This window comes from Marixanthomonas ophiurae (assembly GCF_003413745.1).
GTDB classification, from domain to species: Bacteria; Bacteroidota; Bacteroidia; order Flavobacteriales; family Flavobacteriaceae; genus Marixanthomonas; species Marixanthomonas ophiurae.
On record NZ_QVID01000001.1, the window covers coordinates 1,693,518 to 1,706,310 of the forward strand.

Annotated in this window: 14 protein-coding genes; 7 read left to right on the forward strand and 7 right to left on the reverse strand. The window is 37.3% G+C overall.

Going from position 1 to position 12,793, the window contains the following annotated elements:
- Positions 1-2: 2 nt before the first annotated feature.
- Complete coding sequence (locus tag DZ858_RS07775; protein WP_117158996.1) at positions 3-278, forward strand: ATP-dependent Clp protease adaptor ClpS; 276 nt, start codon at positions 3-5, stop codon at positions 276-278.
- A 418-nt stretch (positions 279-696) separates the two neighbouring features.
- Positions 697-1,566, forward strand: coding sequence for a M57 family metalloprotease (locus DZ858_RS07780; RefSeq protein WP_117158997.1), 870 nt, complete (start codon positions 697-699; stop codon positions 1,564-1,566).
- Positions 1,567-1,672: 106 nt separating this feature from the next.
- Here the strand turns inward: DZ858_RS07780 and DZ858_RS07785 are convergent, their stop codons facing one another.
- The gene (locus tag DZ858_RS07785) at positions 1,673-2,650 is read right to left on the reverse strand and encodes a GlxA family transcriptional regulator (protein WP_117158998.1); all 978 of its coding nucleotides are present in this window, start codon (positions 2,648-2,650) and stop codon (positions 1,673-1,675) included.
- A 152-nt stretch (positions 2,651-2,802) separates the two neighbouring features.
- On the opposite strand from DZ858_RS07785, the gene DZ858_RS07790 reads away from it, so the two are divergent.
- Genes DZ858_RS07790 through DZ858_RS07810 form a run of 5 tightly spaced genes read left to right on the forward strand, consistent with a single transcriptional unit; the run spans position 2,803 to position 4,991 of the window.
- Positions 2,803-3,219, forward strand: a complete 417-nt coding sequence (locus DZ858_RS07790) for a VOC family protein (protein WP_117158999.1) — start codon at positions 2,803-2,805, stop codon at positions 3,217-3,219.
- Between the two features lie 57 nt (positions 3,220-3,276).
- Positions 3,277-3,711, forward strand: coding sequence for an SRPBCC family protein (locus DZ858_RS07795; protein ID WP_117159000.1), 435 nt, complete (start codon positions 3,277-3,279; stop codon positions 3,709-3,711).
- A 41-nt stretch (positions 3,712-3,752) separates the two neighbouring features.
- Positions 3,753-4,175 (forward strand): VOC family protein, encoded by a 423-nt coding sequence (locus DZ858_RS07800; RefSeq protein ID WP_117159001.1) that lies wholly within the window; start codon positions 3,753-3,755, stop codon positions 4,173-4,175.
- Positions 4,176-4,187: 12 nt separating this feature from the next.
- The gene (locus tag DZ858_RS07805) at positions 4,188-4,565 is read left to right on the forward strand and encodes a VOC family protein (protein ID WP_117159002.1); all 378 of its coding nucleotides are present in this window, start codon (positions 4,188-4,190) and stop codon (positions 4,563-4,565) included.
- Between the two features lie 6 nt (positions 4,566-4,571).
- The gene (locus DZ858_RS07810) at positions 4,572-4,991 is read left to right on the forward strand and encodes an SRPBCC family protein (RefSeq protein ID WP_117159003.1); all 420 of its coding nucleotides are present in this window, start codon (positions 4,572-4,574) and stop codon (positions 4,989-4,991) included.
- A 40-nt stretch (positions 4,992-5,031) separates the two neighbouring features.
- On the opposite strand, the gene DZ858_RS07815 is transcribed toward DZ858_RS07810, so the two are convergent.
- The 6 genes from DZ858_RS07815 to DZ858_RS07840 form a co-directional block, all read right to left on the reverse strand.
- Complete coding sequence (locus DZ858_RS07815) at positions 5,032-5,910, reverse strand: DUF808 domain-containing protein (protein WP_117159004.1); 879 nt, start codon at positions 5,908-5,910, stop codon at positions 5,032-5,034.
- A 131-nt stretch (positions 5,911-6,041) separates the two neighbouring features.
- Positions 6,042-7,778, reverse strand: a complete 1,737-nt coding sequence (locus DZ858_RS07820) for an efflux RND transporter periplasmic adaptor subunit (protein ID WP_117159005.1) — start codon at positions 7,776-7,778, stop codon at positions 6,042-6,044.
- Between the two features lie 19 nt (positions 7,779-7,797).
- A complete protein-coding gene (locus DZ858_RS07825; RefSeq protein WP_117159006.1) occupies positions 7,798-8,277 on the reverse strand; it encodes a DUF305 domain-containing protein in 480 nt (159 codons plus the stop codon).
- Positions 8,278-8,299: 22 nt separating this feature from the next.
- Positions 8,300-10,813, reverse strand: a complete 2,514-nt coding sequence (locus DZ858_RS07830) for a heavy metal translocating P-type ATPase (RefSeq protein WP_117159558.1) — start codon at positions 10,811-10,813, stop codon at positions 8,300-8,302.
- A gap of 1 nt (position 10,814) precedes the next feature.
- Entirely contained in the window at positions 10,815-12,041 is a 1,227-nt protein-coding gene (locus tag DZ858_RS07835; RefSeq protein ID WP_117159007.1) for a permease, read from the reverse strand.
- Positions 12,042-12,222: 181 nt separating this feature from the next.
- On the reverse strand, positions 12,223-12,792 hold the full coding sequence (locus DZ858_RS07840) for a helix-turn-helix domain-containing protein (RefSeq protein WP_117159008.1): 570 nt from the start codon (positions 12,790-12,792) through the stop codon (positions 12,223-12,225).
- Between the last annotated feature and the right edge of the window lies 1 nt (position 12,793).

Consider the following 12,793-nt stretch of genomic DNA (forward strand, 5'->3'; position numbering starts at 1 on the left):
TTATGAGTACCAAAGAGAAATTACAGGAAGACCTGTTAGTTGCCGAACAAGAAGACAAAGAAAACCAGATTGTTTTGTTTAATGATGAGGTGAACACCTTTGATCACGTTATCAATATGCTTATTTACGCCTGTGATCACACTCCGGAACAGGCGGAGCAATGTGCTATTATTGTGCACTATAAAGGGGAATGTACGGTAAAATCTGGAGCCTACCCTGATTTGGAACCCCGTTGCACCAAACTTTTAGAAGCTGGATTGAGCGCTGAGATTCAGTAGCATATTTTCTTTTTTATTACCCTCCGAAATTAGAAATCTTTTCTATTAACAAACCCTCTGCTATTTTAGGCTTTAAAAGTCGTAATTACAAAACTTATGAAGGTAGTATTGAAAGATTAATATGTTTCCAAACATCTCCCATTTTTTTTAATATATTTTTATGAAAATTAATTATCCTACTAATTTTGTAGGAAAATACAGATAAAAAATATTTTCTACTTTTTTCTCTTTCAATGAGTTATCTTGCTTTTTTTACTATTCGGTTTTTTTGTAATTTTATTGATATTATGACGATAAAAAACAGGTTTAGTTGTTAAAATGATAATTTTAACGACTTTGACTTGTTGTTTTGTTAATTATTACATAATTTCACCTCAGGTTAACCTAACAAATTATTCATTAATACAAACCATTAACTATGAGAAAATTTAAAATTGGACTTATGGGCATGTTTGCTCTAAGTCTGGTATTCGTATCCTGTTCAAAGGATGAAAACGAAGCCCCAACAACAGACAATGCAGATTTAACAGCTGACGTTTCACAAAAGAAAATCCCCAAAAAAGTGAAAGATGCAGTTATTAAACTGAATTTAAACAGTGATTATATTAAGTATGATACGTTTCATTTCCCCGATGGAACTACCGAAGAACGTCTATACATTGAAAAAGACTTAGTTCTTACTGAAGACCAGCTTTTTGCTATGGCCGATGCCGCAGAAGAAGGTGATGGCAGACAGTATAGCACTGATAATTTAGTGAGCCAAGGTCGTACTATTTCTATTATTGGGTTTACCGGTGGTAGTCAGGCGCTTTCTAGTAAGGAGCAAACGGCTTTACAGTATGCCGTTAATAATTATAATAACCTAAGTGGCGTTTCCATAAGTTTTGATTTATCCTTTGGAACCAATTACCAAGATAAGGATATGGTGGTGTATAACAATACCGTTAACAATCCTAGTGGTGCTGGAGGAAGTGCTGGTTTTCCAAGTAATGGATACCCTTATAAGTTTGTGCAAATATACGGGCTTTCAGGATATAGTACCAATGTGAACGAACACGTAATTACACATGAGATAGGGCACTCTGTTGGTTTCCGCCACACCGATTGGTTTAGTCGTCAAAGTTGTGGGCAAAACTCAAATGAAGGTGATGGGGGTGTAGGTGCCAACCATATTGATGGTACACCTACTGGTTATGATCCTACATCGATAATGTTGGCTTGCTTTAGTTCCAGCGAAGATGGGGAGTTTAATAATAACGATATAATTGCCTTACAAGAGTTATACTAGCTAACTTATTTGACTTAGTCACGTAAAAGCCTGCCCATTTGGGGGGCTTTTATTATTTGGTACTAGTAAAAGAGAAAGAAAACCCTATTTACAGACTAAGAGAGTTTTAAGCTATTTGTTTTCGGTATTTGTGCAAGTAATCAACTGGAGTCATGTCGGTGATTTTTCTAAAGACATCGCGGAACGCTTTTGAGTCTGAGTAGCCCACCTCATACATAACTTCGGTTACGGTTTTTCGCCCTATTTCTAATTCTTTTTTAGCTGCTTCTACTTTTACGCGTTGCATATATTCTACTACGGTGTTGGCGGTTGCTTTTTTAAAGCGTCGCTCAAAGGTACGACGGCTAATAGCCAGTTGGTTGCATAGTTCGTCAACAGTCATTTTATCTTGATAGTTTTGTTCTATCTGTTCTTGTGCTTTTAATATGACAGCATCATCATGTCTTTTTTGTCCCGAGAAAATCATAAAAGGAGATTGACTACTTCGGTCAATATCGATCATAAATCCTTTTGCTGCCATGACCGCTGTATCACGTCCAGCATATTTTTCAATTAAATATAAGATGAGGTTGGTAAACGAATAGGCGCCGCCACTGGTATAAATGCCATCAGCTTCAGTTAAAATTTTATCGTCCATCAAATTTGCTTGGGGGAATTGTTTCCTGAATTCGTTTGCAAATTGCCAATGGGTAGAACAGCTTTTTCCGTTGAGTAATCCGGTAGAAGCCAAAAAGAAAGAAGCAACACACAGACTTACTACTTCTGCACCTTGTTTATAGTGCTTAACAATCCAAGGAATAAAATCAGAATTCTCTTTCAAATTTACCTGAAAATCACCGTGAATAGCGGGGATGATAATAAGGTCGGTTTTTGTTACTTCTTCAATTAATACTTCCGGGTTCACTGTAAAAAGACCATGACTTTGGGTAGTTTCTTTCTCAAGGCCCACTAATTGAATGGTGAAAAGAGGTTCTCTTCCAGTTTGCTTATAAAATTCGTTAACCCATGAAAATAGTTGATGCGTACCGCCAATATTTACAACACTACTATGTCCTTTGGGAACAAGAATGGCTATATGTTTCATAATCACTATAGTATTTCCTATCAAATATACTGAAATCGATTGTCGCAATCAACCCGTTAGATTGACGGAAATGTACTCTTAACATTTGAAAAAACCTTTTTATATTTGGATAACAGTTTTCAAGACAGCATATTATATAAGTATATTGAAGTATGAAACCAAAAATGATTTGGGCAAACGTAGGAGTAGAAGACATCGAAAGGACGCAAGAATTTTATCTAGCATTAGGGTTTAAGCTAAATGGGAATCCTACAAAAGAATTAGTAAGTTTTATATTCAGCGAAACGGGTTTTGTAATTCATTTTTTTGAAAAAAAAAGGTTGCAAGAAAGCATAGAAGGGGAACTTACAGATACAACAGCAGGAAATGAAATGATGTTTAGCTTATCCATAGCAAGTAAAAAGGAGTATGATAGTTGGGTAACAGAAATAAAAAATGCGGGAGGAAAAATTTTCTTCGACTCTAATATAAATAGGAAGAAAATATATGATGAAAATGGATACTACGTTTGTGTATTTGCCGACCCAGACGGACACAAATTCAACCTTCTTTTTAATTCGAATACCTAGATAAAATATTGTAAGACAGAACCCACAAAGAAGATATTAACTTAAAACAATCAAGCTATGAAACGTAAAGAATATACAGTTACCATATCAGCTTCGCAAGAAAAAGTGTGGGAGGTACTATGGAGTGACGAAACTTATCGTAAGTGGACTGCCCCATTTGCAGAAGGCTCTTATGCTGAAACCGATTGGAAAGAAGGCAGCAAGGTGCTGTTTTTAGGTCCTAACGGAAATGGGATGATTAGTGGCATAAAAACCAGGAATGAACCTACATATATGTCAATTGAACACTTAGGGATTATTGTTGACGGAAAAAAAGATACCAGCAGCGAAGAAGTAAAAGATTGGGCGGGAGCCATGGAAAACTATACGTTAGAGGAAAAAGATGGAAAAACAAAACTTACTGTTGAGGTAGATATTGCTGAAGCCTATCTCAACAGTTTTGAAAAAGCATTTCCGAAGGCTTTACAGATTGTAAAAGAACTTTCTGAATAGCCTAAAATTTAAAAATTAGTAACCAATAAAATCATACTATTATGAAAGTACATCCGTATTTAAACTTTGACGGCCAGGCCGAAGAAGCATTCACGTTTTACAAATCTGTTTTTGGCGGGGAGTTTATATCCAATATGAAAATGAGTGAAGCCCCCGAGAGTGATAAACTACCTAAAGAAATACAAAACAGAACTATGCATATTTCGCTACCAATAGGAAACGATACCATCTTAATGGCATCCGACACCATTGAAGGCATGGGAGCGCCTTTTAAACAAGGGAATAATGCATACATCTCACTGCATCCCGACAGCAAGGAAGAAGCCGACCGGTTATTTAATGGACTATCTAAAGCTGGAGAAATAGAAATGCCTATGGAAGATCAGTTTTGGGGCGATTACTTCGGAAGTTGTATCGATAAATTCGGAGTATGCTGGATGGTGAATTACAATAAAGACTTTTAAAAACAAATCAACATGTTACAAAAATCAAAAGCTTTTAGCGGTTTTTCCGTAGACGATATCAAAAGGGCAAAAATATTTTATCAAGACACTTTGGGGTTGACTGTTAAGGACAATCCCATGGGGCTACTCGAGTTGCATATTAAAGGTGGCAATGCCATTTTGGTATACCCAAAACCAAACCATACGCCAGCCACTTTTACCATTCTTAACTTTCCGGTATCAGATATTGAAAAAACCGTTGTAGCACTCACAGAAAAGGGTGTTGTATTTGAACAATACAAAGATCTCAACACAGATGAAAAAGGAATTTCACATAACGAAGGCCCATTAATCGCTTGGTTTAAGGATCCTGCGGGGAATATACTTTCAGTTATTCAAATAGATAAATAAAAACCGATGGAAAAAGAAGAACAAATTACCGTACAAACCACAGTACATTCGAATATAGAAGCGGTTTGGAATACTTGGACCGAGCCAAAACACATTGAAAAATGGAATACTCCATCAGACGATTGGCATACCCCAAAAGCTGAAAATGATCTTAGGGAAGGTGGTAGGTTTACTTCGAGAATGGAAGCTAAAGATGGTAGTATGGGGTTCGATTTTAGCGGTGTTTATACCCAAGTGATTCCCCACAATCATATTGCTTATACCTTAGATGATGACAGAAAAGTAACGATCGACTTTAAGAAACAAGATGATACAATTGCTATAACCGAAACCTTTGAAGCAGAAAATGAAAACTCGATTGACATGCAACGCGATGGTTGGCAAGCAATTTTAGATAATTTTAAAAAATATACTGAATCGCTTTAGGCTTAAACTATAATTTAGAACTATCAAACCTATAAAGAGATTAACTTTGTTTAATCGATTTCCAGGCTTTTTTTATTCCGATTATAATAAATAGTACTACAAACCCAACAACTAAACCCACAACAAATTCGCCAAGTACAGAAGGGAAGCCTTCGACCAAATGATGCACAAAATCAATATTGTGTACAAAAAGTCCACCTGACACTAAGAGCAGTGCTATCGTACCAATTACGCTTAAACTTTTAATCACTTTTGGTAATGCTGCAATTAAAAACTTTCCAACTTTATCTGAGAAACTATCTTCTTTCTCATTTAAGTCGATTAGTTTAAGTCCAAACTCATCCATGCGTACCAAAAGGGCGACAATGCCATAGACTCCAACTGTGGCAATTAATGCAATAATAGAAACCACAATAATTTGCATAGTAAGTGTCTCTTGGGCGACTGTACCCAAAGCGATAATCACAATTTCAATAGAAAGAATAAAATCGGTTAAGATAGCCGATTTAACCCTTTCTTTTTCTAGACTCATCAACTCTTCTTTTGAAAGGTTTTGCAAGGCCTCTTCTTCGTCGCCGTGGGCATGCGGCACCAAAAACTCATATATTTTCTCAGCACCTTCATAAGCCAAGTAAAGTCCTCCGATTAAAAGGATAACTGTAACGGCTACGGGTAAAAAGGCACTCAGTAGAAAGGCAATGGGAAGAATTATTAACTTATTTAGAAAGGACCCTTTTGTAATGGACCAGAGTACAGGTAATTCCCGAGAAGACATAAACCCAGAGGCTTTTTCGGCATTTACTGCCAAATCATCTCCTAAAATACCTGCCGTTTTTTTGGCAGCCACTTTACTCATTACAGAAACGTCGTCCATAAGAGCAGCAATATCATCGAGCAATGCAAAAAATCCTGAAGCCATGGTTTGTTTTTTATAAAAATTGAAAAGTGTAAAAATCGATACAAATTTTTTAAATCTACCAATCTTGCACTAAAAGTTTATAACTAACCTCGAAAAATGATTTTTTGAGAATTATTTTGAGACTTTTATTACTATTGAATAGAATCAATAACACTACCACACGTCATCATGGCTTCTCCATAATAAGGATTTCGTATTTCTTCTTCGGTGCTTAACCAAGAAGCTCCTTTGTTACTGTTTGCCATAGGACATTTTTGAATAAAAGCAGTTTTGGATAACCCTTCTATATTTTTAAATAACGGAATTATGGTTCGATTAAGCATCACAAAGTGGCTGCGTTGGGTTTCTAAATCCTCGTTTTCTGAAATGGTTTTTAATAATTTTTTACTTTTTGTTATGTGACTTTGTTCCATTGTTCCCAATTTGGTTAAATCGATAGTGTCGATTTTGGCTTTCAGTTCGGAAGCAAATTGTGAAACCTTTTTAGCATTGCTGTTCACAAAGGCATCTTTCATAGTAAAATAATTAGGTAAAACCTCTTTTAATTGCTGTTGAACCGATTCTGAAAGCTTCATATTCATTTCAGTTTCAACTTCATCTTTCATTTCAGCCTTTCCTTGGTTCATCATTGATTTTTTACCTTGCAGTTGGGCGGCTGCGTCAACGGTAAAGGTACCGTTGGTAACGATTTCATCTCCAGACACTAATCCATCGGTAATGGTGTAATTGTCTCCAGACTTAGCTCCTAAAGTGACTTCGCGCATTTCAAAAATAGACTTTTCTGAATCTGTTTTAACATACACCAGCGATCGTTCGCCCGTCCATAATACAGCACTGGATGGCACAGAAATCTGTGAAGCTCCGGAAAGATTATCAAGGCCCTTTATGCTACCAGTAACAAACATACCGGGCTTCAATAAATTATCTTTGTTATTTAATGTAGCACGCACCATAACAGTCCGGGTCTGGGTGTTTAAAACAGGATCGATAAACGATATGGTTGCTGTAAACTTTTTAGTAGGGTAGGCGTTAGTGGTAATGGTAACCTTTTGACCTTTATTGATTTCTGAAATCTGATTTTCATAAACATCAAAAGTTGCCCAAACGGTGTTGAGGTTACTCACTCTAAGAATAGGTTGCCCTTGCTTTACATAATCTCCTTCTGCACTTAAAAGTTCTGAAACAGTACCCGAAACTGTGGCATATAAAGGAAAATTCTCTCGTACAGTACCCGAGGTTTCAATGGCATTGATTTGTTTTTCTGAAAGCTTCCACAATTTTAGTTTATTGCGAACAGCTTTATACAAGGCGGGTTGCGATTCTTTAAGTGAAGAAGCTGTAATCAATTCTTGTTGAGCAGCTACCAATTTAGGGGCGTAAATTGTAGCTAATAATTGCCCTTTAGTAACCTCCTGCCCTTTATAGTTAACGTATAAACGTTCTATACGGCCATCAAAATAACTAGCTTGAATGGCGTTGGCCTCTTCATTTTCCATTATTTTTCCGGAAAGGCCAACGGTGCCCGCTTCCATGTTCATGGCATTGCCAACAGTAGTGGTTTGAACATTTGCCAACGCCATGGCATTTTCGGTCATGGTAAATTGATTGGCTGCCAATCCATCAGATGTGCTTTCGGCAGGGATTAGATCCATCCCGCAAATGGGACAATCTCCGGGTTCCGGTTGCATAATTTGTGGGTGCATGGAGCAGGTCCACATATCAGCAGCTGTTTCTCCGGAATGATCATGATTTTGACCTTCTGCTGAAACAGCATTTTCAGAAGTTTTGCTTGAGCTGCCAAACAAAACATAGCCAAGGGCCAAGCCGCCCACTACTGCTATAAGGATGTATATTATATTTTTTTTCATAACTTATAAAATTAAAAGGCTATTTATTAGCCTCTAAGCGCTTTATCATCGCTTTCATTTCTTTGATTTCTTTTTCTTGTGCCTTGATAATATCTTCGGCTAATTTCTTTACTTCTGGATCACTTATTTCAGCTCTATTACTAGTAAGAATTGCTATGGAGTGATGCGGAATCATCGCTTTCATCCAGGCTACATCTTCAATAGGTTTTTGCGCCCTAACCAAGCCCAATGCGCTTACAAAAAGAATAAAGCTGCCAGCGAGAATCGCTATATTTTTCTTCTTGTTATTATACATGTTTCGCATAAAAAACCACATAATGACTGCCATAGCAGAAATACCCAAACACGTCATATAAAAACGGGTTAGGCTAAAATACACGTGATCGATTTCATACGTATTTAGGTACATAGTGATGTACATAGCGATAAAAGAGAATACGAGCATCAAGATGAAAGTCGTGTACTTGTTCTTTTTTGAATGATCATTTGAATTTTTCATAGGTAATGGTTTTTAAAGTTAGTTAATCGATAAAAGCAGATCGCAACCGCAATGAATTAGCAATTACCGAAACCGAACTGAAACTCATCGCCAGCGCCGCAATCATAGGCGATAGTAAGATTCCGAATACTGGAAACAAAATGCCTGCCGCAATGGGAATCCCCAAGGTGTTGTATATTAAAGCAAAAAACAGGTTCTGTTTAATGTTCTTCATAACGGCATCACTTAGGTTTCGTGCTTTTACAATGCCGTGCAGATCGCCTTTTACCAAGGTGATTTCGGCACTTTCTATAGCGACATCGGTACCGGTTCCCATGGCAATGCCGACATCACTTTTAGCTAGGGCAGGAGCATCGTTTATTCCATCGCCGGCCATCGCTACTTTTTTACCTTCGTTTTGCAAACGTTCTACTTCATCCAGTTTATCTTTTGGGAGCATGCCCGCTTTAAAATCGGCCAACTCCAATTCGTCTGCTACGGCTTTTGCAGTGTCGTGGTTATCGCCGGTAAGCATAATTACGTCTATTCCTTTTTTCTGAAGGGCTTGGATCGCTTTTTTACTGGTTTCTTTTATTTTATCACCAATAACCACATAGCCAACTGCTTCCCCGTCAATTGCCAGATAGGAAACAGTTTTCCCTTTTTTCTGAAACGATTGTGCTGTTTGTTTCAAGGTCTCGGAAAGGGTAGCATTGGCCGCTTCCATCATCTTTTCATTTCCTAAAGCGGTCTTTTTCCCGTTTACGGTGCCTTCCACGCCTTTTCCCGTAACAGAATTAAAGTTTTCAGCTTTTAGAAAATCAACGCCTTTTTCTTTTCCGTAGGTAACAGTTGCTTCGGCTAAGGGATGTTCACTTAAGTTGTTTAAAGAAACAATGTATTGCAAAACTTCTTCTTCTGAAAAAGAACCCGATTCTGCTTTTCCTATGTCTGAAACCGTAGGTTTTCCTTCTGTTATGGTACCCGTTTTATCAATAATTAGGGTGTCGATTTTATCCATTTTTTCTAGGGCTTCGGCATTCTTGATGAGCACGCCATTTTGTGCGCCTTTTCCAACCCCTACCATAACCGACATGGGTGTTGCCAATCCCAATGCACAAGGGCAAGCAATGATCAATACGGCGATGGCATTTACCAAGGCATACACATAGGCAGGATCAGGACCCCAAACGGCCCAGATAATAAAAGTGAGTATGGATACCAATACCACAATGGGTACAAAGTAACCAGAAATGGTATCAGCCAGCTTTTGGATGGGCGCTCGGCTACGACTAGCATCATTTACCATCTTAATAATTTGAGATAGGAGCGTATCAGCCCCCACCTTTTCAGCTTTCATTAAAAAGGATTGTGTCCCATTAATAGTCCCACTGCTTACTTTATCGCCACTTTGTTTATCAACCGGTATAGGTTCTCCAGTAATCATGGATTCATCAACCGAGGTGTTTCCATCTGAAATACTTCCGTCTACTGGGATTTTGTCGCCCGGTTTTACTCTTAGAGTATCACCAGTCTGTATTTGTTCTATGGTTATTTCTTCCTCTTGACCCTCTACAATACGAATGGCTTTGTTAGGAGCGAGTTTTAATAATTCTTTTACTGCGCTGTTGGTTTTACTGTGGGCGCGAGCTTCTAGTACTTGCCCCATTAACACTAAAGTTTGTATAACAGTTGCTGCCTCAAAATACACGTGTACGGTGCCAGACTCCGTTTTAAACTGGGCAGGAAAAAAGTCGGGCATCAACATGCCAAAGATACTAAAAAGCCAAGCCACTCCAGCACCAATACCGATTAAGGTAAACATATTTAAGTTCCATGTTTTAATACTTCGGTAGGCGCGTTCAAAGAACATCCAAGTAGCATAAAAAACCACGGGAGTGGAAAGGCCAAATTGTATCCAGTTCCAATATTTTTGATCTAGAATATCATATAATGGATTCTTCGGAATCATTTCGGACATGGCAATCAAAAATATGGGAAGCGTAAATCCTAAGGCAATCCAAAATTTTCCGATCAGTTTTTTATATGTTTTTTCTTCTGCAGAGACATCGGGCTCTTTTGGCACGAGATCCATTCCACAGATAGGGCAGGAGCCAGGTTCATCTTTTACTACCTCGGGGTGCATGGGGCACGTCCACTCTTCCGAAGAAGATGTTGTGTTTGCTTCGGGTACCAAATCCATTCCGCAAACAGGACAGTCTCCTGGCTTGTCATACGTTTTGTCACCTTCACAATGCATGGGACAGTAAAACTTAGTTCCTGTTGAAACGGAAACCTCTTTCTTATTAACTTTGCTTTCAGTTTCAGTTTTCTTTGGTTTTTCCCCTTCCGGATGAATACTGTATGGCCCTCCATCGGCTTCCAACGTTTTTTGAAACGTCTTAATAGAAATGTGTTTTTCCATTTCGATAGTAGCCTCTGCCTTTTCTAAATCTACCTGTACATTGGTCACTCCAGAGACCTTAGACAAGGTTTGTTCAACGTGTGACCGACATCCGTTACATGTCATTCCGTGTATGTGATAGGTATGTTTCATATTATTGAATAAAGAATTTAACAAGCAGTCCACCCGCTAACCAAAGGTAGCAAATGAAAGCTGCATATTTTAAAATGCTCTCGAGCAGTTGGCTTTTGGGGGCCATTTCGCTCATACTGTGATCCACACCTTTCTTTTTAAAAAAGCCTAGATAAACAAGGTATCCTGAAATAAGTAGAAAGACGATGTTTAAAAAGAAAGTATAATCTATTTTGAAAAACGCACTATCTTGAATTTTCACTTGGGAAGGATCTGGCAAGATATTAAACAAATCAAAGCTATAATGCAAGGCAAGCGAAGTGCCTATCAAAGCAGTAAAAAGGAGAAATACTATAAAAAGTGACATTTTCCAGCCATAGTATTTTGCATTAATACGCAGAACTGGAAACACTACTAAATCACTGAAAATAAAAGCCATTACTCCTGCAAAGCTTACACCCTTACCAAACAGCAATGCAGCTAACGGAATATTGCCCATGGATCCAATGAAAGTTAAAAAGGCTGCAACAGGCCCTACAATAATATGTTCTAGGATTTCTAGAAAGGTAAAGTCTGTATTGCCTTGGCCACTATTTATAAAAAGTGTCTGGAAAAATGAATCGGGAACAAAAGCTGCGACAATACCAGCAATAGTAAAGCCTACTGTGACATCCTTCCATACCATCTGCCATTCCATTTTATACTTTTTGGCGACTTTGGCCCAACTGCTTTCTTTTTGAATTTGTTTTTTCCAATCTTTAGAATCGTCGATTGTCTCGTCATCTTCTTTTTCAAGATTCTTTCTTGCTTTTTTAATTAAATTTTTAGGATTGATTATTCGTATAAGGATCCAGCAAATTAAAATTAAAAGTATTCCGCCTACATATTCGCCTACGACAAACTGCCAGCCCAAGAAGATGGAAATAATAATCCCTAGCTCGACAACCAAATTTGTAGAAGCCAATAAAAAAGCGATAGATGAAACGAAGCTAGCTCCCTTTTTAAAAATACTTTTTGTTGAAGCCAAGGCTGCAAAACTGCATGAGCTGCTAATAAAGCCAAAGAAGGTACCTAGTAATAAACCTTTACCTTCTTTTTTACCCATAGCTTTTTGCATGCGTTTTTCGGTCACGAAAACCTGTATCATACTGCTAATAATATACCCTAAGATAAATGCCCAAAGCGCCATCCAGAAAAATCCGGTGGTCGTGTAGGCTGCCTCGCCCCATTGTTTTAGAAAGCTTTCCATGTATACTTATCTATTTTTAAGTTGCGTTATATACGTTAGTATTTCCTTTTTGTCTTTTTCAGAAAGTATTGTATCACTATGAAATTAATAAAATTATAAATTAGTTGATTCTCATTTATTTATGGATCTTGCAAAGATAATTTTGATTGTCAGTGGTTTGTTTCATAATTATGGTTATTATCTATACAATTTGGTCTAAAGGGTTTCGAAAATTTTGATCCACAGCTTTGTATTGCGTTAGACTCATTCCTGTTTCATTTTTAAACTGTGAACTTAGGTGGTTTACGTTACTGTAATCCAATAATTGACTTATTTGCGTGAAATTTAAATCTCCAACTTGAATCAACTCTTTTACCTTTTCTATTTTAACTTTAATAAAATACTTTTCAATTGTTATTTTTTCGGTGTACGAAAAAAGCTTACTTATTTTCGAGTATTCTAGATGTAATTTTTTTGATAAATATTCAGATAATTTTTCTTTTAGCTGAAGGGGTAGTTCTTTAAAAAGCGATAGGATTGTTACTTTTACTTTTTCAACTACTTGTTGATTTATTTTGGTTAGTAATGAAAATCCGTTTCTAGTTAAAATTCTAGTGAGCTTGTCGTTTATGGCTTCTTCTTTCTTTATTTGTAGGGTAACTTTTCCCAACTCTATTTGGGTTACATTAAATTGAGCGGCTTCTAACTCTTCACGAACGACCTTAATACACCGATCGCAAACCATATTTTTTATATAAAAATCCTTTTCCATC